20 protein-coding genes are annotated in these 22,447 nt (G+C 74.0%); 17 read left to right on the top strand and 3 right to left on the bottom strand.

Features of this window, described 5'->3' with window-relative positions; genetic code table 11:
* The first annotated feature begins 24 nt into the window (after positions 1 to 24).
* The 3 genes from LIX60_RS24950 to LIX60_RS24960 all read left to right on the top strand — a co-directional run bounded on the left by LIX60_RS24950 (position 25) and on the right by LIX60_RS24960 (position 2,154).
* Positions 25 to 675, top strand: a complete 651-nt coding sequence (locus tag LIX60_RS24950; protein ID WP_227960780.1) for a hypothetical protein — start codon at positions 25 to 27, stop codon at positions 673 to 675.
* A gap of 172 nt (positions 676 to 847) precedes the next feature.
* Positions 848 to 1,426, top strand: coding sequence for an ATP-binding protein (locus tag LIX60_RS24955; protein ID WP_308101799.1), 579 nt, complete (start codon positions 848 to 850; stop codon positions 1,424 to 1,426).
* Positions 1,427 to 1,506: 80 nt separating this feature from the next.
* Complete coding sequence (locus LIX60_RS24960) at positions 1,507 to 2,154, top strand: TMEM175 family protein (protein WP_227960782.1); 648 nt, start codon at positions 1,507 to 1,509, stop codon at positions 2,152 to 2,154.
* A 125-nt stretch (positions 2,155 to 2,279) separates the two neighbouring features.
* On the opposite strand, the gene LIX60_RS24965 is transcribed toward LIX60_RS24960, so the two are convergent.
* The 3 genes from LIX60_RS24965 to LIX60_RS24975 form a co-directional block, all read right to left on the bottom strand.
* Positions 2,280 to 3,050, bottom strand: coding sequence for an isocitrate lyase/phosphoenolpyruvate mutase family protein (locus LIX60_RS24965; protein ID WP_227960785.1), 771 nt, complete (start codon positions 3,048 to 3,050; stop codon positions 2,280 to 2,282).
* Positions 3,051 to 3,308: 258 nt separating this feature from the next.
* The gene (locus LIX60_RS24970; protein ID WP_227960787.1) at positions 3,309 to 4,073 is read right to left on the bottom strand and encodes a metallophosphoesterase; all 765 of its coding nucleotides are present in this window, start codon (positions 4,071 to 4,073) and stop codon (positions 3,309 to 3,311) included.
* Between the two features lie 278 nt (positions 4,074 to 4,351).
* The gene (locus LIX60_RS24975) at positions 4,352 to 4,984 is read right to left on the bottom strand and encodes a TIGR03085 family metal-binding protein (RefSeq protein WP_227960789.1); all 633 of its coding nucleotides are present in this window, start codon (positions 4,982 to 4,984) and stop codon (positions 4,352 to 4,354) included.
* Between the two features lie 337 nt (positions 4,985 to 5,321).
* Here LIX60_RS24975 and hisI point away from each other — a divergent pair, with 337 nt between their 5' ends.
* From hisI to LIX60_RS25045, 14 genes are all read left to right on the top strand, one after another.
* Positions 5,322 to 5,753 (top strand): phosphoribosyl-AMP cyclohydrolase, encoded by a 432-nt coding sequence (gene hisI / locus LIX60_RS24980; protein ID WP_227960791.1) that lies wholly within the window; start codon positions 5,322 to 5,324, stop codon positions 5,751 to 5,753.
* A gap of 115 nt (positions 5,754 to 5,868) precedes the next feature.
* Positions 5,869 to 7,377, top strand: coding sequence for an anthranilate synthase component I (locus tag LIX60_RS24985; protein WP_227960793.1), 1,509 nt, complete (start codon positions 5,869 to 5,871; stop codon positions 7,375 to 7,377).
* Positions 7,378 to 7,700: 323 nt separating this feature from the next.
* Positions 7,701 to 8,429: a TIGR02234 family membrane protein gene (locus tag LIX60_RS24990; RefSeq protein ID WP_227960795.1), complete on the top strand. Its 729-nt coding sequence runs from the start codon at positions 7,701 to 7,703 to the stop codon at positions 8,427 to 8,429.
* Positions 8,430 to 8,601: 172 nt separating this feature from the next.
* Positions 8,602 to 8,829: an HGxxPAAW family protein gene (locus LIX60_RS24995; protein WP_019706500.1), complete on the top strand. Its 228-nt coding sequence runs from the start codon at positions 8,602 to 8,604 to the stop codon at positions 8,827 to 8,829.
* Between the two features lie 308 nt (positions 8,830 to 9,137).
* Positions 9,138 to 9,593, top strand: coding sequence for a DUF2752 domain-containing protein (locus LIX60_RS25000; RefSeq protein WP_227960797.1), 456 nt, complete (start codon positions 9,138 to 9,140; stop codon positions 9,591 to 9,593).
* A 179-nt stretch (positions 9,594 to 9,772) separates the two neighbouring features.
* Positions 9,773 to 10,582 carry an indole-3-glycerol phosphate synthase TrpC gene (gene trpC, locus LIX60_RS25005; protein WP_227960799.1) on the top strand — a complete coding sequence of 270 codons (810 nt, stop codon included), beginning with the start codon at positions 9,773 to 9,775 and terminating at the stop codon, positions 10,580 to 10,582.
* Positions 10,583 to 10,591: 9 nt separating this feature from the next.
* Positions 10,592 to 10,768, top strand: a complete 177-nt coding sequence (trpM, locus tag LIX60_RS25010; protein ID WP_227960801.1) for a tryptophan biosynthesis modulator TrpM — start codon at positions 10,592 to 10,594, stop codon at positions 10,766 to 10,768.
* Between the two features lie 390 nt (positions 10,769 to 11,158).
* Positions 11,159 to 12,406: a tryptophan synthase subunit beta gene (gene trpB / locus LIX60_RS25015; protein ID WP_227960803.1), complete on the top strand. Its 1,248-nt coding sequence runs from the start codon at positions 11,159 to 11,161 to the stop codon at positions 12,404 to 12,406.
* A complete protein-coding gene (gene trpA, locus LIX60_RS25020; RefSeq protein WP_227960805.1) occupies positions 12,406 to 13,221 on the top strand; it encodes a tryptophan synthase subunit alpha in 816 nt (271 codons plus the stop codon). The genes trpB and trpA overlap by 1 nt, the downstream gene beginning before the upstream one ends.
* A gap of 210 nt (positions 13,222 to 13,431) precedes the next feature.
* Positions 13,432 to 13,812 (top strand): hypothetical protein, encoded by a 381-nt coding sequence (locus LIX60_RS25025; protein WP_227960807.1) that lies wholly within the window; start codon positions 13,432 to 13,434, stop codon positions 13,810 to 13,812.
* A 195-nt stretch (positions 13,813 to 14,007) separates the two neighbouring features.
* Positions 14,008 to 15,063: a prolipoprotein diacylglyceryl transferase gene (lgt, locus tag LIX60_RS25030; protein WP_227960810.1), complete on the top strand. Its 1,056-nt coding sequence runs from the start codon at positions 14,008 to 14,010 to the stop codon at positions 15,061 to 15,063.
* Positions 15,064 to 15,270: 207 nt separating this feature from the next.
* The gene (locus tag LIX60_RS25035) at positions 15,271 to 16,035 is read left to right on the top strand and encodes a VIT1/CCC1 transporter family protein (protein WP_227960812.1); all 765 of its coding nucleotides are present in this window, start codon (positions 15,271 to 15,273) and stop codon (positions 16,033 to 16,035) included.
* A gap of 313 nt (positions 16,036 to 16,348) precedes the next feature.
* Positions 16,349 to 20,947, top strand: coding sequence for a glutamate synthase large subunit (gltB, locus tag LIX60_RS25040; protein ID WP_227960814.1), 4,599 nt, complete (start codon positions 16,349 to 16,351; stop codon positions 20,945 to 20,947).
* The gene (locus LIX60_RS25045; RefSeq protein ID WP_019709515.1) at positions 20,940 to 22,400 is read left to right on the top strand and encodes a glutamate synthase subunit beta; all 1,461 of its coding nucleotides are present in this window, start codon (positions 20,940 to 20,942) and stop codon (positions 22,398 to 22,400) included. Before gltB ends, LIX60_RS25045 begins: the two co-directional genes overlap by 8 nt.
* Positions 22,401 to 22,447 lie beyond the last annotated feature (47 nt).

Genomic DNA, 22,447 nt, shown 5'->3' on the forward strand with positions numbered 1-22,447 from the left:
ACGAGACAACCGAGGATCTGACCCGTGACTCATTCCCGGCAGCACCGGCCGGCGATCGCAGCCGTCCTGACGGCGGCGGCCCTGATGACCGGCTGCCAGAGCGGCGGCGCAGCGACACCGCTGAGCCTGGACGGCCTGACCGAGACCGCCGACGGAATGCCGGACGACGGCACCGACACCTGCCCGCTCCCGTACGACATGGGTCGGGCCGCGAAGGCCGCGGGCCTGGACGCGGAAGCCGGGCCCGGGCCGGTGGAGAAGAGCGACGAGCCCGTCGCCACGGCCGAGGGCGGGAAGCGCGCCGAGCCCGGGGACCCGCTGGCCGTCAACCAGGGCGTCCTGGTGAGTTGCACGTTCCACATCGGGCGGGACGACGTGCAAGTGCACACCGCCGCCACCCGCGAGGGGTACGCGGTCGTACCTCTGGCACCGGTGGTCTCGCGGCTCGCCGCAGTGTCCTCCGACGAACTGATCGGCTATATCGACAAGGCCGGAAAAGCCAAGCCCGGAGAGGCCGTCGTCACCGGCAGCGGCAATGTTGCCGCCGTGCGCCTGAAGCTCGACGGCGACGGAGATGGCGTTCTCGTGGTCGGTGCCGGGGAGTGGGGGAAGGCTTCCCTGGGCCGGAAGCAGACCGGCGACCTCACGCAAGCGCTCGCGGATCAGGTGGGGTGAAGCAGGGCCGGACAGGGCTGCGCTCCTCCTGACGCCCGTTGCCACGGTGCTCCTGATCTCTCGTGGTCACGCAGTGCCACGGACCCGGACCGGCGACTGGGCTGATACAGCGCGAATCCGGGTCAGCGTTGTCCCTGGTCAACCATCTTGTCGGGCCGAAACGCTGGCCGTCATGACAGCACCACGCACCGAAGTCCCCGTCACCGTACGTACGTTCGCGCACCGCTTCTCGTCCACGCGGCGCGGTGCCCGGCTCGCCCGGCTGCTCGCCGGGCACCAGCTCGTCGACTGGGGACTCCCGCGCGGCACGTGCGCGTTCGACGGCGCCACCCTCGTCGTCGCGGAACTCGCCTCGAACGCCGTGCTGCACGGCCTCGTCCCGGGCCGGGACTGCGCGCTGCGGCTCGCGTACGACACCGGGACCGGCATCCTCCGGATCGAGGTGTCCGACACCCATCCCGGCCGCCCCGCCCGCGTCGAGCCCTCACCCGCCTACGACCGGGGGCGGGGGCTGGCCCTGGTCGAGGCGATCGCCTTCCGCTGGGGTGTGCAGGACCGGAACGGGCCCGGCAAGACGGTGTGGGCGGAGTGCGCCATGGCGACGGCCTGCGAGAACGCGGACCGTCGGAGGGCTGGGAGCACCCCTGTGCGCGCACCCGGACTGAGCCCGGGCGGGCCCGGGCGTACTGGTCCGGACGGCGCCGTCCCGGATGCCGCTGGGGAAGAAAGGGGCGAGGATCGGCTGATGTGACGAACACCGGGCCACACCGTGGCGGGAAGGGCTCCCTCGGTGGAAGCGGTGGCACCGCTCGGGCCGGCGGCGCCCAGAGAGTGGAGGCTCTGTCGGACGGGGTCTTCGCCATCGCGATGACGCTCCTGGTGCTGGACATCTCCGTGCCGGCGGGGCTGGACAGTGCGCACTTCCACGAGGCGCTGCTCGATGTGACGCCGAACATCGCCGCGTACGCGCTCAGCTTCGCCGTCATCGCCCAGTTCTGGCGCGATCACCGCAGCATTCTCGGCACCGCGCCCACGGCGGACGGCGCGGTCCTCGGTCTGACGCTGGTGGGACTCGCCCTGGTGGCCCTGCTGCCGTTCCCGACGTCCCTGCTCGCCGAGTACACCGAGCAGGCCCTGGCCGTGGCGGTCTACTCGGGCACGGTGGCGGCCGTCAATACCGTTCATACAGCCTTGGTGGCTGCCGTGCGCCGCAGTGAGACGGCCCGGGACCGGGACCGGGACCCCGCCGGACCGGCCGACAAGGGGCCGAGGGCCAGGAGGCAGCGGCTTGCCGTTGACTCGGGGGTCACCGCCGCGGTCTTCGGTGCCGCCGTGCCGCTGGCCTTCGTCTCGCCGGCGGCGGCCATGTGGTCCTGGCTCGCACTGGTCCCGCTGAACATCGTGATCGGCCGCAGACGACGGCGTGCGCAGCAGGAGGCGACGCACCGGGAGCCTGCGCAGAGATCTCCCGAGGTGTGACACCGGCGGGTATCGGGCCGGTGTCACACCGCCGGGCCGGACGACGCGTACAGGCCACACGGCCGACGGCTCCTCGGAGAGCGAGCACGTCTGCCGTGCCGTCGGCGGCCGGGTCGGGCTCCGGATCAGCCCTCCCGCAGTTCCCGCGCCAGGCCCTGGATCTCCTCCGCGATCCGGCGTTGCAGGCCGCCGCCGAACGTGACGCGGCTGGCTCCCAGTTCGCCGAGGTCGCGCGGGGACGGGCCGCCGGGGAGTGCGATCGCGTTGAGCGGTCCGCCGATGCCGGCGGCGAGTTCGGGCAGCAGCTCCGGCGGGGCGAGGATCGGGTAGACGCAGTCGGCGCCGGCCTCGCGGTAGAGGCGGCCGCGTTCGATCGCCGCGCCGGCGTCCGGCACACCGCGGAGGAAGGTGTCGACACGGGCGTTGAGGAACAGGGCGCCGCCCGCCGCGGCCCGGACCTCCGCGAGCCAGTCCGCGTGCCACCGCGGGTCGGCCAGCTGGTGGTCCGCCGGACCGGAGTCCTCCAGATTGCAGCCCACCGCCCCCGCCTCCAGCAGCCGTTCGACCAGCTCGCGGGGCGGCAGTCCGTAGCCGTCCTCGACATCCGCCGAGACGGGGACGGAGACGGACCGGACGATCCGCCCGATCGCCGCGAACATCTCCTCCGGCGGAGTGCCGCCGCCGTCCGGATAACCGAGGGCCGCCGAGACGCCCGCGCTGGGCATGGCCAGGGCCGGGAAGCCCGCGGACTCGAAGGCGCGGGCGCTGACGGCGTCCCACGGGCCGGGGAGGACGAGCGGAGCGGAGGGCGCCCGGTCGTGGTGGAGGGCGCGGAAGGTCTCGGCCCGCGAAGCGGCTCCGTTGGTGCCGTCGGCGGTGTCGGTCGTGGCAGTCATGTGTGTGAGCGTAGGCAACTGCCGTGGAATACACCTCCGTTCGAGGCGGGCCGGCTCCGGCACGGCCCGGGAGCGGGTCAGCACACCCCGCCGGGGCCCGGGGCGGGAAGCCCCGGCGGGGGAGCAGCCGGTACCGCGCACCGGGCCCGGCGGGACCCCGGCCGGACAGGGGGCCCAGGCGCGGGTGAGGCGCGGGTCACCGGTGCCCGCGGGACGGAGGGCCGGGTCCTGGCCAACCGTGCCCGGTCGCGCAGCTGTTCAGGACGGTCCGGAGTCCCCGGGCGCCGGGCGGCGGCCCTCCATGCGCCCGAAGACGGTGAGCGCGTCCTCCGCGGAGTTGCGGGCATGGACGTACTCGTCCGCCCAGGCGGCGGCGTCCGGGAAGGCCGACTCGGCGGCGATCCGCGCGCACGCCGCCGTGTAGTCGTACGGAGTGCGGCGCAGCTCCACGCCCGGGCCGAGCAGCGCCCAGTGGGCGCCCCGGCGGCCGTACGGCATGCCGACGCTGCCCGGGTTGACGACCAGACGTCCGTGCACGAGCCGGGTGAACGGCATGTGCGTGTTGCCGCAGACGATCACCTCGACGCCGGCGTCCACACCGGCCAGGACCTCGGCCCAGCGGCCGGCGGAGGAGTCGGCGAGGACGATCTCCGCGTCGTCGCGCGGGGTGCCGTGGCAGAACAGCACGCGGCCGAGGCCGTCCACGTCCAGTTCGGCGGTGAGCGGGAGACCCGCGAGCCGTTCGGCCTGGTCCGGGCGGAGCTGCTCGGCCGCCCAGACGGAGACCGGGATGCCGGCCGGCGCTCCCTCGACCAGTTCCCGGTCCGCGTTGCCCCGGATCCACAGCGCCCGGTCGCCGAGCGAGTCCAGCAGGTCCAGCGTCTCGGCGGGCTGCGGCCCGGCGGCCAGGTCGCCGGTGAGCACGATCCGCTCGGCGGACCGGACGGCGGGTTCGGCCAGCACGGCCTCCAGGGCGGGCAGCGCCCCGTGGATGTCGGACAGTACGGCGACTCGCTGCGGCATGGCGGTGACGGTAGTGGCGCCGGGCGTGGCCCGCGGGCAGGTTCACTCACCGCGAAGCCCCGCGCCGGCAGGGCCTGTTGCGGCCGTCGAGCTGCCAGGGCTGTCGGGACTGCCCGGGGTACGGGACTGCCCGGGGTACGGGGCTGTCCGGGCCGACGGGGCCGTCCGGGGTGCCGGGGCCGTCCGGGCGGCCGTCCCGGGTCCGGCGGAGCTCTGGGCCCGGCGGGGGCCCGGCCCCTCACCACGCCCGGGGACGCCCGCCGCCCGCGTCAGCCGCGTCAGATGCCGAGCTTGGCCGCGTACGCCTTGGCGACGGCGTCCTTGTCGCCCTCCGTCTCCACGCGCGCCTTCTCCTGGCGGCCGTAGAGGAAGAGCAGCAGCTCACCGGGCTCGCCGGTGACCGTGACCACCGGCGTGCCGCGGTGGGCGACCGCCGTGCGGCCGTCCGGGCGGCGCAGCACCAGGCCGACCGGCGACTTGCGGCCCATCATCCGGGCGGCCTTCTCGACACGGGACCACAGGGCGTCGGCCAGGACCGGGTCCAGCTCGCGCGGCTCCCAGTCGGGCTGGGCGCGGCGGATGTCCTCGGTGTGGACGTAGAACTCGACGGTGTTGGCGACCTCGTCGATCTGCTTCACCGAGAACGGCGACATCCGGGGCGGGCCGGTGCGGATGAGCTGGATCAGCTCCTCGTACGGCTTCGCGCCGAACTCGGCGGCCACCCGGTCCAGCCGTGACGCGAGCGGCTTGACGAACATGCCCGCGGCCGCGTCGGGACGGCGCTCGCGCACCACGAGGTGCACGGCGAGGTCGCGGGTGGTCCAGCCGTCGCACAGGGTCGGGGCCCCCGGGCCCGCGTTCTCCAACAGATCGGCCAGGAGCAGACGTTCACGCTTCGCAAGGGTCGACATACCGCCACCCTACGACCGCGACGGGGAAGCGGCCATGACGCCGCGCGGCGTTCCGGGGGCCATGGGGGAGAACCCCGAGCGAGGTCGGGGGCGGGTCTCGGGGGCGGACCGGGGGTGAGGGCCGGGACGGTCCGCGGCCGCGTGTCCCCGCGCCGCCGCGGGACGGCCGGCGGCGCGTCCCTCGGGGCGGCCGCGGCCGGAGCCGCCGGTGCGCCGGCCCGGTGCGGACGGTGCGCCGGCCCGGTGCGGACGGTACGGCGCCGGGCGTGACGGCGCGTCGCTCCGTCCGGGCCGGCGGATTTTCCGGGGCGCCCCCCGTGGCGGCAGAATGGCGGCCATGTCCAGCGACTCCCGTGACCGCGGCCGCACCGCCTCTGCCGGTGCGGCCGGTTCCTCCCGTCTCGACCCCGCCGTCGCCGCGCGGCTCAAGCGGAACGCCGACGGGCTCGTCCCGGCCATCGCGCAGCAGTACGACACCGGCGAGGTGCTGATGCTGGGCTGGATGGACGACGAGGCCCTGCACCGGACCCTCACCACGGGCCGCTGCACCTACTGGAGCCGCAGCCGCGGCGAGTACTGGGTGAAGGGCGACACCTCGGGGCACGTCCAGCACGTGAAGTCCGTGGCGCTCGACTGCGACGGCGACACCGTGCTCGTCAGGGTCGACCAGGTGGGCGCCGCCTGCCACACCGGTGACCGCACCTGCTTCGACGCGCAGGAACTGCCGCTCGGCCCGGCGGCCCCGGCCGGACCGGGCCCCTCGGCCTGAGGAACCGGGCCCCCTCGGTCCGGCCCGGGGTCTCCGGTCCGCCGCCGGGGCCCCGGCGGGCCGCATCGTGGAACGCACCCGGTGGCAGCCGCCGCGCCCACTAGGATCCGGGCCCATGAGTACCGGCGCCGCCACGATGGATCTCACCACCTTCCGCAAGCTGGCGGCCGACCGCCGCGTCATCCCCGTCAGCCGCAGACTGCTCGCCGACGGGGACACCCCGGTCGGCCTGTACCGCAAGCTCGCGGCCGAACGCCCCGGCACGTTCCTCCTGGAGTCCGCGGAGAACGGCCGCTCCTGGTCGCGCTACTCCTTCGTCGGTGTCCGCAGCGACGCCACCCTCACCGTCCGCGACGGCGAGGCGCACTGGCTCGGCACGCCCCCCGTCGGCGTCCCCACCGGCGGCGATCCGCTGGAGGCCCTGCGCGCCACCGTCGACACCCTGCACACCCCGCGCGACCTGGGCGACCTCCTCGGCCTGCCGCCCTTCACCGGGGGCATGGTCGGCTACCTCGGCTACGACATCGTGCGCCGCCTGGAGAAGATCGGCGACAGCACCCGTGACGACCTCGGCCTGCCCGAGCTCACCATGCTGCTCACCTCCGACCTCGCCGTGCTCGACCACTGGGACGGCACCGTCCTGCTCATCGCCAACGCGATCAACCACAACGACCTCGACACCGGCGTCGACGAGGCCTACGCGGACGCCGTGGCCCGCCTCGACGCGATGACCGCCGACCTCGCCCGGCCCCTGCCCGGCGGCGCCGCCGCCCTGCCGCCGTCCGTACTGCCCGAGTTCACCCAGGGCTGGGGCGGCGCCGCGTACCAGGAGGCCGTGGAGGACATCAAGGAGCGCATCCGGGCCGGTGAGGCGTTCCAGGTCGTCCCGTCCCAGCGGTTCGAGACGCCCTGCCCGGCCTCCGCCCTCGACGTCTACCGGGTGCTGCGCGCCACCAACCCCAGCCCGTACATGTACCTTCTGCGGTTCGACGGCTTCGACGTCGTCGGCTCCAGCCCCGAGGCGCTGGTCAAGGTCGAGGACGGGCGCGCCATGCTGCACCCCATCGCGGGCACCCGGCCGCGCGGCGCCACCCCGCAGGAGGACGCCTCCCTCGCCGAGGAACTGCTGGCCGACCCCAAGGAGCGCGCCGAGCACCTGATGCTGGTCGACCTCGGGCGGAACGACCTCGGCCGGGTCTGCGAGCCGGGCAGCGTGGAGGTCGTCGACTTCATGTCGGTGGAGCGCTACAGCCACGTCATGCACATCGTGTCCACCGTCACCGGCCGTCTCGCCGAGGGCCGCACCGCCTTCGACGTGCTCACCGCCTGCTTCCCGGCCGGCACCCTCTCCGGCGCCCCCAAGCCGCGCGCCCTCCAGATCATCGAGGAGCTGGAGCCGACCCGGCGGGGCCTGTACGGGGGCTGCGTCGGCTATCTCGACTTCGCCGGGGACTCCGACACCGCCATCGCCATCCGCACGGCCCTGCTGCGCGACGGCACCGCCTATGTGCAGGCCGGGGCCGGGGTGGTGGCCGACTCCGACCCGGTCTCCGAGGACACGGAGTGCCGCAACAAGGCGGCGGCGGTGCTGCGCGCGGTACGGATGGCCTCCGGGCTGCGGTAGACCGCCCGTTCCGGGCCCCGCGCCCGTACCGGGCCGGCCGCGCGCGGCCGGCCGGACCGCACGGCGGACGGCGCCGGCGCTTCCGCCGTGCGTACTCGGGTGCCCCGGACGACACCCGGCCGCTCCGAGAGACATGGCGGCGGCCGGTACGGTGCCCGCGGTTCCCGGGCGGGCCCCGGGCCGGGCGGTCTCCTGCGAGCCGTTCATCCCCCGGGCCCGCGGACTGCCCGCGAAACCGCGGACTGCCCGGGCCCGCGTGCCCGCACCCGGGCCCGTACCGCCCCGGGTGCGGGCAGCGGGGCGGTACGGGTCATAGTGGAAACGTGAGTCCCGTACCCGAGCCGCGCAATCACCCCGAACCCGAGCACCCCGAACCCGGGCACCCCGCATCCGGCCCTCGCCGGACCGGGGCCGGTCCCGCACCCGGATCCGCCGGCGGCGCCGGTGCCGGGGACACGTCCGGCGGCGCGGGCCGGCGCAGTCTCGCCGCCGCGCTCGCACTCGGTGCCGCGGGTGCCGCCCTCGCCCTGGTCGCCGGCGGACAGACCTGGTCCGAGGCCACGACCACCGCCGCCCAGGGGGCGCTGCGGGTCGCCGCCGAAGGCCGGGACGTCACCGGCGTGCCCGCCGCGCTGGCCGTCGTCGGGCTCGCCGCGCTGGTCGCCGTGTTCGCCGTGCGCCGCGCCGGACGGGCCGCCGTCGCCGCGCTGCTGGCGCTCAGCGGCGCGGGCACCGCCGCCGCCTCCCTGTACGGCCGCGCCGGCACCGGGGCCCTGGAGGCCGAGGCGGCCCGGACCACCGGGCTGGTCGGCGCCGGTGTGGAGAACGTCACCCACACCCCCTGGCCGCTGGTCTCCACTGCGGCCGGGCTGCTCCTCCTGCTCGCCGGACTGCTCGCCCTGCGCCACGGGCACCGCTGGCCCGCCATGTCCGGCCGGTACGAGCGCCCGTCCGGTGCCGCGCGCCGCGGCGCCGCCGCGCCCGGCCCGGAGCGCCCCGAGGAGATGTGGCGTGCCCTGGACCGGGGCGAGGACCCGACCCGCGACCGCTGAAACACCCTGGGACACCACCCCGGACCCCACCCCCGACCTGCGCGGCGGCCCCGCCGTTCCGACGCTCCGGGACGGCACCCCGGCGCGACGGTGTCACAGCCCGTCGGGAACAATGGACGCCGAGCGTTCACCGCGCCCGAGCCAGGCGCACACAGAGCAACGAGGAGAACTCATGGCGGGCACCGACCACGGACACACCCCGGCCGCCTGGACCGGCGTCATCATCGCCTTCATCGGTTTCTGCGTGGCCAGCGCCTTCACCGTGATGGCCAGCCCCGTGGGCTTCTGGGTGGGTATCGCCCTCGTCTTCCTGGGCGGGATCGTCGGCTGGATGATGAAGAAGGCCGGCCTGGGCCAGGACGCCACGCGCGAGCCGCAGAAGCGCCAGCCGCAGCACTGACCCGCGGGCGGCGCACGGCGCCCCCGCGAGCCGGGGCGGAACCGTGAAGGCGCGGCCCCGTGGCCCGTACGGCCGTATGGACGGCGTACGAGGGCCCGGGGCTGCGCCTTTCCGCGTGCGCGGAAAGACTCGGTCCTGTGAGCGACGAACCCGCGCACCCCGCACCGTGCCCTTCCCCGCCTCCCGCGTCCCTGCCTCCCACGTCCCGGCCTTCCGCGTCCCCGTCTCCCGCGTCTCCGTGCCCGTCCCCGCCGCCCGGCGGTGACCGGCGCCCGGCCGGCCGTGCCGCGCGGCTCCTTCCGTCCCGTGTGAGGGCCCTCGCCGCACCCGCGGGGGCGCTCGCCGCCGGTGCGGCCGCCCTCGGCTGGGTCGGGGCCGTGGACCCCGGGGTGCCGGGGCGCTACCCGGTGTGCCCGCTCTTCCACACGACCGGCCTCCTGTGCCCGGGCTGCGGCGGTCTCCGCAGCGCCCACGCCATCGCGCAGGGCGATCCGGCCGCCGCCTTCGGCGCCAACGCGCTGGTCGTCCTGGCCGTGGCCGCGGCGGCCGTCGTCTGGGTGCTCTGGGCCGTACGCGCCGTACGCGCCGTACGCGCCGTACGGGTCGTGCCTGCCGCCCGGCAGGGGCGCGCCGCCCGCCCCGTGCCGGCCGGGTGCGGGGCGCGGTTCGTGCGGAGCCGTCCGGTGTGGTGGGCCGCCGGGGTGCTCGTCACGGCGTTCACGGTTGTCCGGAACCTGTCGTTCGGCGCGGGCCTGGCACCGTAGAACCGGAACCGGTAGCACCGGGTATGTCCACGTGTCGGGACCCCGGGCGCCCGGATGTGAACGGTGTGCGCCCGGCCGGATACCATCGCAGAGTCTCGCGCAGTCGTGGGCGGGCGGTGCCCGGCGGGCACCGGACGGCCGCGATCGCTCCACCACCGTCCCGGAAGGGGGCCGCTCCCGTGAGTGTGCTCGACGAGATCATCGAGGGAGTCCGTGCCGACCTCGCGGAGCGGCAGGCGCGCGTGAGCCTCGACGAGCTCAAGGAGCGGGCGGCCAGGACCCCTCCGGCCAAGGACGGGGCCGCGGCGCTCCGCGGTGACAGCGTCAAGGTCATCTGCGAGGTCAAGCGCTCCAGCCCGTCCAAGGGCGCGCTGGCCGCGATCGCCGACCCGGCCGGGCTCGCCGCCGACTACGAGGCGGGCGGCGCGGCCGTCATCAGCGTGCTGACCGAGGAGCGGAAGTTCGGCGGCTCGCTCGCGGACCTGGAGGCCGTCCGCGCCCGGGTCGACATCCCCGTGCTGCGCAAGGACTTCATCGTCACCTCCTACCAGCTCTGGGAGGCCCGCGCCCACGGCGCCGACCTCGCCCTGCTCATCGTCGCGGCCCTGGACCAGGCGGCCCTGGTGTCGCTCATCGAGCGCGCCGAGTCGATCGGCCTGACGCCGCTCGTCGAGGTGCACGACGAGGAGGAGGTCGAGCGGGCCGTCGTCGCCGGCGCCCGCGTCATCGGCGTCAACGCGCGGAACCTCAAGACGCTGGAGGTGGACCGGGCCAACTTCGGGCGGATCGCCCCGGGGATCCCCGACCACATCGTCAAGATCGCGGAATCGGGCGTGCGCGGACCGCACGATCTGATCGCGTACGCCAACGAGGGCGCGGACGCCGTGCTCGTCGGGGAGTCGCTGGTCACCGGCCGCGACCCCAGGACGGCGGTGTCCGACCTCGTGGCGGCAGGCGCGCACCCGGCCCTGCGGCACGGGCGCGGCTGAGGCGTCCCGATGACCCGTTCCCCGTACGCACGGCTCGCCCGCGGCTGCCGGCCGCGGGGCTGCCGCGCGCCCGCGCGGCGGGTGCGGGGGCGGCGGGTGCGCTACCACATCGGCAGCGAGCCGGGGCAGATCAACGGCATGCGATGGCATGCCGTGGCCACGCGTACGCCCGCCGGCACGGCCTGACGCGGCCTGACAGGGTCCGACTCCGTCCGGCCGCCGGCTGGAGCGCGCCCCCCGTGAGGGGGCCGGCCACCGGAGCGGTGCTGCCTTCCGCTTCCGGGCTGCTCCTGCCGCGCCCTCGGCTTCCGAAGTCCGAGAGTCCGGTTTCCGGGCCCGTCCGGACCGGGGGCTCCGGCTCGGCGTCCCGCAGCGGTGTCCCGCAGCGGTGTCCCGTGCCGGCGTCCGGCGGCCGCCCGTCTCCCCGGCTCGTTACGGCCACGGGCCGGAAGCACCGGGCCCGGGCGGCGGCCATACCGCCGGGCGGCCGGGCGTACGCGTACCTCTCCCCGCGGACCGTTCACCACACCACCACGCCATCCGGGGCACCGCGCCCCGGCACGAGGAGTACCGCAGATGTCCTCCGATTTCTTCATCCCGGACCCCGAGGGTCTGGTCCCCAGCCCCGAGGGCTACTTCGGCGCGTTCGGCGGCAAGTTCATCCCCGAGGCGCTGGTCGCCGCGGTCGACGAGGTGGCCGCCGAGTACGCCAAGGCGAAGGCCGACCCGGCCTTCGCCGCCGAGCTGGACGAACTGCTCGTCAACTACACCGGCCGCCCCAGCGCCCTCACCGAGGTCCGGCGGTTCGCGGAACACGCCGGTGGCGCCCGGGTCTTCCTCAAGCGGGAGGACCTCAATCACACCGGCTCCCACAAGATCAACAATGTGCTGGGGCAGGCGCTGCTGACCCGCCGTATGGGCAAGACCCGCGTCATCGCCGAGACCGGCGCCGGGCAGCACGGGGTCGCGACGGCCACCGCCTGTGCCCTCTTCGGCCTCGAATGCACCATCTACATGGGCGAGGTCGACACCAAGCGCCAGGCGCTCAACGTGGCGCGGATGCGGATGCTCGGCGCCGAGGTCATCGCCGTCAAGTCCGGCAGCCGCACCCTGAAGGACGCCATCAACGAGGCGTTCCGCGACTGGGTCGCCAACGTCGACCGCACCCACTACCTCTTCGGCACGGTCGCCGGACCGCATCCCTTCCCCGCCCTGGTCCGGGACTTCCACCGGGTGATCGGCGTCGAGGCGCGCCGGCAGATCCTGGAACGCGCCGGCCGGCTCCCGGACGCGGTGGCGGCCTGCGTGGGCGGCGGCTCCAACGCCATCGGCCTGTTCCACGCGTTCCTCCCCGACGAGGCCGTCCGGCTCGTCGGTTTCGAGCCCGCCGGGCACGGCGTGGAGACCGGCGAGCACGCGGCGACCCTCACCGAGGGCACCTCCGGCATCCTGCACGGCTCCCGCAGCTACGTCCTCCAGGACGAGGACGGCCAGATCACCGAGCCGTACTCGATCTCCGCCGGGCTCGACTACCCGGGCGTCGGCCCCGAGCACGCCTACCTCAAGGACACCGGCCGCGCCGAGTACCGCGCGGTCACCGACGACGAGGCGATGCAGGCGCTGCGGCTGCTGTCGGAGACCGAGGGCATCATCCCGGCCATCGAGAGCGCGCACGCGCTGGCCGGCGCCCTCGTCCTCGGCCGCGAGCTGGGCCAGGACGGGCTGGTGCTGGTCAATCTCTCCGGCCGCGGCGACAAGGACATGGAGACCGCCGCGCGCTACTTCAAGCTGTACGACCCGAGCGACGAGATCGAGGCCGAGTGATGGCGGGCAACCTGGAACTCCTGGAATCCGTCCTGGCCAAGGCCAAGGGGGAGGGCCGGGCCGCGCTGGTCGGCTATCTGCCCGCCGGTTTCCCGACCGTGGACGGCGGGGTGCGGGCCGTCACGGCGATGGTCGAGGGCGGCTGCGACGTGGTCGAGGTCGGGCTGCCGCACAGCGACCCGGTGCTGGACGGGCCGGTCATCCAGACCGCCGACGACATCGCCCTGCGGGCCGGGCTGCGCATCACCGACGTGATCCGCACGGTGGCCGAGGTGCACGCCGCGACCGGGGCGCCGGTGCTCTGCATGACGTACTGGAACCCGGTCGACCAGTACGGCGTCGAGCGGTTCGCCGCCGATCTGGCCGAGGCCGGGGGAGCGGGCTGCATCCTCCCCGACCTCCCCGTCGAGGAGTCCGCGGTGTGGCGCGAGGCCGCCGCGCGGCACGGCCTGGCCACGGTCTTCGTCGTCGCGCCGAGCAGCCGGGACGAGCGGCTGGCGAAGATCACGGCGGCCGGCAGCGGCTTCGTCTACGCGGCCTCCCTGATGGGGGTCACCGGTACCCGGGAGTCCGTCGGCGAGCAGGCGCAGGACTTGGTGCGCCGCACCCGGGCCACCACCGGGCTGCCCGTCTGCGTCGGGCTCGGCGTCTCCAACCCGGAGCAGGCGGCCGAGGTCGCGGCGTTCGCCGACGGGGTGATCGTCGGCTCGGCCTTCGTCAAACGGCTGCTGGACGCCCCGGACCTGGAGAGCGGGCTGGACGGAGTCCGGTCGCTGGCCGGGCAGTTGGCGAAGGGCGTGAGCCGCGGGGCCTGACCGCCCGGATCAGCGGGGGAGCGGAACGGGGAGGCCTGCGCCTCCCCGTTCCGCCGTTCCGGCTCCGTTCCGCCATTTCGGCTCCGTCCCGGCTCTCGGCCGCTGTCGGCCCGCTGGATTACCCTGGCACCACCCCCACACCCCGTCACCGGCCGGGCCGCCGTGCGCCCCGCCCGGCCGCCCCGTGCGACCCCAGGAGATGTGAGGACCGTGACCGCAGAGCCGCCCGCCACCGGCCGGGCCGCGGACGAGCCCGATCTGCCCGCGATATCCGAGGAGGAGTGGGCGCGGTTCGTCGAGGAGAGCGCCGGGCCCGCGCGGGCCCGGGCGCCCAGGGAGCCGTCGGCGCGTGCCCGTATGGTCACCGAACGGCTGCGCCGGGAGGACGAGGCGGCCGCCCGGCGCCACGGCACCCTCCGCCGGTGGCGCCGGCGGGGGAGGCCGGCCGTGCCCCGGCAGCCGGAGGGGTGGCGGACCGCGCCCGCCCGACCGCAGGCCCGCGGGCAGCGCTGGTCGGGCGTGGTGGCCGGCCTGGTCTTCGTCGTCCTGCTGGTCGTGGTGGTGGCCGACCCGGCCCGGGTCCTCTCCTGACGCCCCGATTCCTCAGCCCGGCCTCCGGGGCGGGTCCCCGCCGGGCGCCCGCCCGGCCGGCCCCCGTGACCGTTCGGCCACGGGCGAGCACGGGGAGGACGGGGGCGCGGGGCCACACCCGGGGCGGCCCGTTACGGAGCCGTTGCCGGGCGGGTTGCCCGGTCCCCCGCCCGGCACGGTAGCGTCGGGACCGCCATGGACCTCGCATACATTCCCAGCCCGTCGACCGGCGTGATCGAACTCGGTCCGATCCCGCTGCGCGGCTACGCGTTCAGCATCCTCATCGGCGTCTTCGCCGCCGTCTGGATCGGAGGCCGGCGCTGGGTCGCCCGCGGCGGCCTGCCCGGCACGGTGGCCGACATCGCCGTCTGGGCCGTGCCGTTCGGTCTCGTCGGCGGCCGTCTCTACCACATCTTCACCACGTACGAGCCGTACTTCGGTGAGGACGGCAACTGGGTCGACGCCTTCAAGATCTGGGAGGGCGGGCTCGGCATCTGGGGGGCCATCGCCCTCGGCGCCGTCGGTGCGTGGATCGGCGCCCGGCGCCGCGGCGTCCCGCTCCCCGCCTACGCGGACGCGGTCGCGCCCGGCATCGCCATCGCCCAGGCCATCGGCCGCTGGGGCAACTGGTTCAACCAGGAGCTGTACGGCAGGGCCACCGATGTGCCCTGGGCCCTGAAGATCGACAAGGGCCCCGAACCCGGGCTCTACCACCCCACGTTCCTCTACGAATCGCTGTGGTGCGTCGGCGTCGCCCTGCTGGTGATCTGGGCGGACCGCCGCTTCAAGCTCGGCCACGGGCGGGCCTTCGCGCTGTATGTCGCCGCGTACACCGTGGGCCGCGGCTGGATCGAGTACCTGCGGATCGACGAGGCCAACCATGTGCTCGGCCTGCGCCTCAACGTCTGGACCTCGATGATCGTCTTCCTCGGGGCGGTCACCTACATGATCGTCTCCTCCCGGCTGCGCCCCGGCCGGGAGACCGTGGTGGAGCCGGCGGCGGAGGAGGCCCGCGCGGCCGAGGCCGCCGACGCCGGGCGGGACGGCGAGAAGGACAGCGGGCCCGGGAAGAACGGCGGGCCCGGGAAGAACGGCGGGGCCCCCGGGGCGACGGGGACCGCGGAGAGCGGCGACGCCCCCACCGGGTCCGGCGAACCGGCGGTGTCCGGCGGCGGCACGGCCGCTGCGGACGGCCCGGCTGACGGTGACGGCACCGCGGACTCCGGGGCGGGCACCACCAAGAAGCTCTGAGACGGAGATCACGGACACGTCCGCGGACGGCGGCGGCCCCCCGGGGGGACCGCCGCCGTTTTGGCTGCCCGCTCCACCGCCCGGAAGTAAAACCGCAGGTCAGAGAGGTAAGTTCGGCCTTCCTTGCTGGCGGCGCCAAGGCATCGCGCGTACCTTCGCAGCCAGGGGGAGCCGACGGGCTGTCCCGGGGAAGGGAGCACCACACCCATGGCCAGCAGCAGCGCCGCCGACAACCTCACCGCGGATGTCACCGGGGCCGAGGACAAGCCGCACGACACGCACCGGGACAACCACACCCACCGCGACGTCAACGGCGGCTGGCTCCGCCCCGCGGTCTTCGGCGCGATGGACGGCCTGGTGTCGAACCTGGCCCTGATCACGGGTGTCGCGGGCAGCAACGTCGCCTCGCAGACCATCGTGATCACCGGGATGGCGGGCCTCGCGGCGGGAGCCTTCTCCATGGCCGCCGGCGAGTACACCTCGGTCGCCTCGCAGCGTGAGCTGGTGCTGGCCGAGCTGGAGGTCGAGCGCGAGGAGATACGGAAGAACCCGGCGGAGGAGGAGCGGGAGCTCGCGGAGCTCTACGTGTCGCGCGGCGTGGAGCCGAGGCTGGCCCGGGAGGTCGCCGAGCAGCTGTCCCGCGACCCCGAGCTGGCCCTGGAGATCCACGTCCGGGAGGAGCTCGGGGTCGATCCCGGCGACCTGCCCTCGCCGGCGATCGCCGCCGTCTCCTCCTTCGGTGCCTTCGCGGTGGGTGCCGTTCTTCCCGTACTGCCGTATCTGCTGGGGGCGGAGCGGCTGTGGCCGGCGGTGCTGCTCGCCCTGGCCGGGCTGTTCCTCTGCGGCAGCCTGGTGGCGAGAGTCACGGCCCGCTCCTGGTGGTACAGCGGCCTCCGGCAGTTCATCCTGGGGGGAGCGGCCGCCGCTGTGACGTACGGCCTGGGCTCCCTCATCGGAACGGCCGTAAGCTAGAGGGACCGGCCACGCCGGCCGGTGCTTCCTCCCGGCCGGGAAACCAGTTGTTACTTGCGGGTTTCGATCGGTGCCCGGCTGGGCATGAGCCGGAAGCGCTACGGGCAGTGCCGCCCGTCCGGCGCCGGAGAAGACGAGGGCCGAACGCTCCTGTCGCTCCCCCCACCACCGCTCTGAGCTGGTGGTGTCCGCATGATGGAACGCCGTTTTCGCGCTGCGGGACAGCGGTCATCATGTAACCTGCACGAAATTCGCAGAGGGCCAACGTCGTCCCTCGGCACGTGACACTGCCACGACGACGACGGGAGAGCCGATGCGCACGCCGCGCCTGCTGTCCGACCACTCCGCGGCCAGCGGTGGGAACACCGCCTGGTCGCCCCTGGCCGGACGCCCTGACCAGCAGGGCATGTACGACCCGCGCAACGAGCACGATGCCTGCGGCGTCGGCTTTGTGGCCACCCTCACCGGCGAGGCGAGCCATGACATGGTCGAGCAGGCCCTCACCGTGCTGCGCAACCTGGAACACCGCGGCGCCACCGGCTCCGAGCCCGACTCGGGCGACGGCGCGGGCATCCTCCTCCAGGTCCCGGACGCCTTCCTCCGCGAGAACGTCTCCTTCGAACTCCCCGAGGCCGGCGCCTACGCCGTCGGCATCGCCTTCCTCCCCGCCGGGGACAGCGAGGCCGCCGGCCGCGTCGAGGCCATCGCCGCCGACGAGGGCCTGACCGTCCTCGGCTGGCGCGAGGTGCCCGTCGCCCCGCAGATGCTCGGCGCCGGCGCCCGCGCCACCATGCCGGACTTCGCCCAGCTCTTCGTGGCCGACGGCGAGAACACCGCGCTGGACCTGGACCGCAAGGCGTTCCTGCTCCGCAAGCGCGCCGAGCGCGAGGCCGGGGTCTACTTCCCCTCCCTCTCCGCCCGGACGATCGTCTACAAGGGCATGCTCACCACCGGGCAGCTGGAGCCGTTCTTCCCGGACCTCTCCGACCGCACCTTCGCCACCGCGATCGCGCTGGTCCACTCCCGGTTCTCCACCAACACCTTCCCGAGCTGGCCGCTCGCCCACCCCTACCGGTTCGTCGCGCACAACGGCGAGATCAACACCGTCAAGGGCAACCGCAACTGGATGCGGGCGCGCGAGTCACAGCTCGCCAGCGACCTGTTCGGCGAGAAGGCCGCCGAGCGCGTCTTCCCGGTCTGCACCCCCGACGCCTCCGACTCCGCCTCCTTCGACGAGGTCCTGGAGCTGCTGCACCTCGGCGGCCGTTCGCTCCCGCACAGCGTGCTGATGATGATCCCGGAGGCGTGGGAGAACCACACCTCGATGGACCCGGCCCGCCGCGCGTTCTACCAGTACCACGCGACGATGATGGAGCCCTGGGACGGCCCCGCCTGCGTCACCTTCACCGACGGCACCCAGGTCGGCGCCGTTCTCGACCGCAACGGCCTGCGCCCGGGCCGCTACTGGGTCACCGACGACGGCCTCGTCGTGCTCTCCTCCGAGGTCGGCGTCGTCGACGTCGACCCGGCCAAGGTCGTCCGCAAGGGCCGCCTCCAGCCCGGCCGCATGTTCCTGGTGGACACCGCCGAGCACCGCATCATCGAGGACGACGAGATCAAGGCCGAGCTCGCCGCCGAGCAGCCCTACCAGGAGTGGCTGGAGACCGGCCTGATCGACCTGGCCGACCTGCCGGAGCGCGAGCACGTCGCGCACACCCACGCCTCGGTCATCCGCCGCCAGCAGACCTTCGGCTACACCGAGGAGGAGCTGCGCATCCTCCTCGCCCCGATGGCCAAGACCGGCGCCGAGCCCATCGGCTCCATGGGCACCGACTCGCCCATCGCCGCCCTCTCCGACCGGCCCCGGCTGATCTTCGACTACTTCACCCAGCTCTTCGCGCAGGTCACCAACCCGCCGCTGGATGCCATCCGCGAGGAGCTCGTCACCTCGCTGCTCTCCTCCCTCGGCCCGCAGGGCAACCTGCTGGAGCCGACCGCCGCGTCCTGCCGCAGCGTCACCCTGCCGTTCCCGGTGATCGACAACGACGAGCTGGCCAAGCTCGTCCACATCAACGCCGACGGCGACCTGCCCGGCTTCAAGGCCGTCACCCTCTCCGGTCTCTACCGGGTGAGCGGCGGCGGCGAGGCCCTGGCCGCGCGGATCGACGAGATCTGCGCCGAGGCCGCCTCCGCCATCGAGGACGGCGCCCGGCTGATCGTCCTCTCCGACCGGCACTCCGACGCCGAGCACGCGCCGATCCCCTCGCTGCTGCTCACCTCCGCGGTCCACCACCACCTCATCCGCACCAAGCAGCGCACCCAGGCGGGCCTGCTGGTCGAGGCCGGTGACGTCCGCGAGGTCCACCACGTCGCCCTGCTGATCGGCTACGGCGCCGCCGCCGTCAACCCGTACCTGGCGATGGAATCGGTCGAGGACCTGGTCCGCGCCGGCACCTTCCTGCCCGGTGTCGAGCCCGAGACCGCCATCCGCAACCTGATCAAGGCGCTCGGCAAGGGCGTCCTCAAGGTCATGTCCAAGATGGGCATCTCCACCGTCGCCTCCTACCGCGGCGCACAGGTCTTCGAAGCCGTCGGCCTGGACGAGTCCTTCGTCGAGAAGTACTTCCACGGCACCACCACCAAGATCGGCGGTGCCGACCTGAACGTGATCGCCCAGGAGGTCGCCGCCCGGCACACCAAGGCGTACCCGGTCTCCGGCATCGCCGCGGCCCACCGCGCCCTCGACATCGGCGGCGAGTACCAGTGGCGCCGCGAGGGCGAGCCGCACCTCTTCGACCCGGAGACGGTCTTCCGGCTGCAGCACTCCACGCGCACCCGCCGCTACGACATCTTCAAGCAGTACACCCGGCGGGTCGACGAGCAGTCCGAGCGGCTGATGACGCTCCGCGGCCTGTTCTCCTTCAAGTCCGGCCGCCCCTCGATCCCCATCGAGGAGGTCGAGCCCGTCTCGGAGATCGTCAAGCGCTTCTCCACCGGCGCCATGTCGTACGGCTCCATCTCCCAGGAGGCGCACGAGACCCTCGCCATCGCCATGAACCAGCTCGGCGGCAAGTCCAACACCGGTGAGGGCGGCGAGGACCCGGACCGGCTCTACGACCCGGCCCGCCGCTCGTCGATCAAGCAGGTCGCCTCCGGCCGCTTCGGCGTCACCAGCGAGTACCTCGTCAACTCCGACGACATCCAGATCAAGATGGCCCAGGGCGCCAAGCCCGGCGAGGGCGGCCAGCTCCCCGGCCACAAGGTCTACCCGTGGGTCGCCAGGACCCGGCACTCCACCCCGGGCGTCGGCCTGATCTCCCCGCCGCCCCACCACGACATCTACTCGATCGAGGACCTCGCCCAGCTCATCCACGACCTGAAGAACGCCAACCCCCAGGCGCGCATTCACGTCAAGCTGGTCTCCGAGGTCGGCGTCGGCACCGTCGCCGCCGGCGTCTCCAAGGCCCACGCCGACGTGGTGCTGATCTCCGGCCACGACGGCGGCACCGGCGCCTCGCCGCTCACCTCCCTCAAGCACGCGGGCGGCCCCTGGGAGCTCGGCCTCGCCGAGACCCAGCAGACCCTGCTGCTCAACGGGTTGCGCGACCGCATCGTCGTGCAGACCGACGGCCAGCTGAAGACCGGCCGCGACGTGGTCGTCGCCGCGCTCCTCGGCGCCGAGGAGTTCGGCTTCGCCACCGCGCCGCTCGTCGTCTCCGGCTGCGTCATGATGCGCGTCTGCCACCTGGACACCTGCCCGGTCGGCATCGCCACCCAGAACCCGGTGCTGCGCGAGCGGTTCAGCGGCAAGGCCGAATACATCGTCAACTACTTCCAGTTCATCGCCGAGGAGGTCCGCGAACTCCTCGCCGAGCTGGGCTTCCGCACCCTGGAGGAGGCGGTCGGCCACGCCGAGCTGCTGGACACCTCCCGGGCCGTCGGCCACTGGAAGGCGCAGGGCCTCGACCTGGAGCCGCTGCTCCACGTCCCGGACCTGCCGGCCGGTGCCGCCCGGCACCAGGTGATCGAGCAGGACCACGGCCTGGGCAAGGCCCTCGACAACGAGCTGATCAAGCTCGCGTCGGACGCGCTCGCCGCGGACAGCGCCGAGAAGGCCCAGCCGGTCCGGGCCCGGCTCGCGATCCGCAACATCAACCGGACCGTGGGCACCATGCTCGGCCACGAGGTGACCAAGCGGTTCGGCGGCGCAGGACTGCCGGACGACACCATCGACATCACCTTCACCGGCTCCGCCGGCCAGTCCTTCGGCGCCTTCGTGCCGCGCGGCGTCACCCTGCGGCTGGAGGGCGACGCCAACGACTACGTCGGCAAGGGCCTCTCCGGCGGCCGGCTCGTCGTCCGCCCGGACCGCGGCGCCGACCACCTCGCCGAGTACTCGACCATCGCGGGCAACACCATCGCCTACGGCGCGACCGGCGGCGAGATCTTCCTCCGCGGCCGGGTCGGCGAGCGCTTCTGCGTCCGCAACTCCGGCGCCACGGTCGTCTCGGAGGGCGTGGGGGACCACGGCTGCGAGTACATGACCGGCGGCCACGCGGTCGTCCTCGGCGAGACCGGGCGCAACTTCGCGGCCGGCATGTCCGGCGGCGTCGCGTACGTCATCGACCTGGACAAGGACAACGTCAACCCGGACCTCGTGTCCGCCGTCGAGGCGCTCGACGCCGACGACGCGCGCTGGCTGCACGACGTCGTGCGGCGCCACCACGAGGAGACCGGCTCCACCGTCGCCCGGGCCCTGCTCGACGACTGGGACGCGGCCCTGCCCCGCTTCGGCAAGGTCGTCCCCGCCACCTACAAGGCCGTGCTCGCCGCCAAGGACGCCGCCGAGCGAGCGGGACTCTCCGAGTCCGAGACCCACGAGAAGATGATGGAGGCGGCGATCAATGGCTGACCCCAAGGGCTTCCTGACCACGGGCCGCGAGGTCGCCGAGACCCGCCCCGTCCCCGAGCGCGTCAAGGACTGGAACGAGGTCTACGTCCCCGGCTCCCTGCTGCCGATCATCAGCAAGCAGGCCAGCCGCTGCATGGACTGCGGCATCCCCTTCTGCCACCAGGGCTGCCCGCTCGGAAACCTCATCCCCGAGTGGAACGACTACGTCTACCGCGAGGACTGGACGGCGGCGAGCGAGCGGCTGCACGCCACCAACAACTTCCCGGAGTTCACCGGGAAGCTGTGCCCGGCGCCGTGCGAGGCCTCCTGCGTCCTCGGCATCAACCAGCCGCCGGTGACCATCAAGAACGTCGAGGTCACCATCGCCGAGAAGGCGTGGGACCGCGGCGACATCACTCCGCAGCCCCCCGAGCGGCTCTCCGGCAAGACCGTCGCCGTGATCGGCTCCGGCCCGGCCGGCCTGGCCGCCGCCCAGCAGCTCACCCGGGCCGGCCACACCGTCGCCGTCTTCGAACGCGCCGACCGCATCGGCGGTCTGCTCCGCTACGGCATCCCCGAGTTCAAGATGGAGAAGCGCCACATCAACCGCCGCATCGAGCAGATGCGCGCGGAGGGCACCCGCTTCCGCACCGAGATGGAGATCGGCCGGGACATCAACGCGGCCAAGCTGCGCAAGCGGTACGACGCCGTCGTCATCGCCGTCGGCGCCACCACCGCCCGCGACCTGCCCGTCCCCGGCCGTGAGCTGAACGGCATCCACCAGGCGATGGAGTACCTGCCGCTCGCCAACAAGGTGCAGGAGGGCGACCTCACCGTCTCCCCGATCAGCGCCGAGGGCAAGCACGTCGTCGTCATCGGCGGCGGCGACACCGGCGCGGACTGCGTCGGCACCGCCCACCGCCAGGGCGCGGCCTCCGTCACCCAGCTGGAGATCATGCCGCAGCCGGGCGAGGACCGGGCGCCGAACCAGCCCTGGCCGACGTTCCCGATGCTCTACAAGGTCACCTCCGCGCACGAGGAGGGCGGCGAGCGGGTCTACTCCGTCTCCACCACCCACTTCGAGGGCGACGAGGACGGCAACGTCCAGTGGCTGCACATGGCCGAGGTCGAGTTCAAGGACGGCAAGCTCGAACAGAAGCCCGGCACCGAGCGGAAGATCCCGGCGCAGCTCGTCACGCTCGCCATGGGCTTCACCGGCACCGACCGGGAGAACGGCATGGTCGAGCAGTTCGGCCTGGAGCTCGACGCCCGCGGCAACATCGCCCGGGACGAGCACTACGCCACCAACGTCGACGGCGTCTTCGTGGCCGGCGACGCCGGACGCGGCCAGTCGCTCATCGTCTGGGCCATCGCCGAGGGCCGCTCCGCGGCACGCGGCGTGGACCGCTACCTGACCGGCGGCAGCTCCCTGCCCGCCCCCATCCGCCCGACGGACCGCGCCCTGACGGTCTGACGGCCCGGGACCCGCGCCGCTCCGACGGCGTACGGAACGAACGCGGC

This window comes from Streptomyces sp. S07_1.15 (genome assembly GCF_020739505.1).
In the GTDB taxonomy this organism is placed as follows: Bacteria; Actinomycetota; Actinomycetes; order Streptomycetales; family Streptomycetaceae; genus Streptomyces; species Streptomyces xinghaiensis.

Coding starts and splice junctions, on each gene's coding strand:
- LIX60_RS25035 (WP_227960812.1), top strand. CDS start 15,271: ATGGCCAGCAGCAGCGCCGCCGACAACCTCACCGCGGATGTCACCGGG.
- hisI (WP_227960791.1), top strand. CDS start 5,322: ATGTCCAGCGACTCCCGTGACCGCGGCCGCACCGCCTCTGCCGGTGCG.
- LIX60_RS24975 (WP_227960789.1), bottom strand. CDS start 4,984: ATGTCGACCCTTGCGAAGCGTGAACGTCTGCTCCTGGCCGATCTGTTG.
- gltB (WP_227960814.1), top strand. CDS start 16,349: ATGCGCACGCCGCGCCTGCTGTCCGACCACTCCGCGGCCAGCGGTGGG.
- LIX60_RS24955 (WP_308101799.1), top strand. CDS start 848: ATGACAGCACCACGCACCGAAGTCCCCGTCACCGTACGTACGTTCGCG.
- LIX60_RS24985 (WP_227960793.1), top strand. CDS start 5,869: ATGAGTACCGGCGCCGCCACGATGGATCTCACCACCTTCCGCAAGCTG.
- trpB (WP_227960803.1), top strand. CDS start 11,159: ATGTCCTCCGATTTCTTCATCCCGGACCCCGAGGGTCTGGTCCCCAGC.
- lgt (WP_227960810.1), top strand. CDS start 14,008: ATGGACCTCGCATACATTCCCAGCCCGTCGACCGGCGTGATCGAACTC.
- LIX60_RS24965 (WP_227960785.1), bottom strand. CDS start 3,050: ATGACTGCCACGACCGACACCGCCGACGGCACCAACGGAGCCGCTTCG.
- trpA (WP_227960805.1), top strand. CDS start 12,406: ATGGCGGGCAACCTGGAACTCCTGGAATCCGTCCTGGCCAAGGCCAAG.
- LIX60_RS25045 (WP_019709515.1), top strand. CDS start 20,940: ATGGCTGACCCCAAGGGCTTCCTGACCACGGGCCGCGAGGTCGCCGAG.
- LIX60_RS24995 (WP_019706500.1), top strand. CDS start 8,602: ATGGCGGGCACCGACCACGGACACACCCCGGCCGCCTGGACCGGCGTC.
- LIX60_RS24970 (WP_227960787.1), bottom strand. CDS start 4,073: ATGCCGCAGCGAGTCGCCGTACTGTCCGACATCCACGGGGCGCTGCCC.
- trpM (WP_227960801.1), top strand. CDS start 10,592: ATGACCCGTTCCCCGTACGCACGGCTCGCCCGCGGCTGCCGGCCGCGG.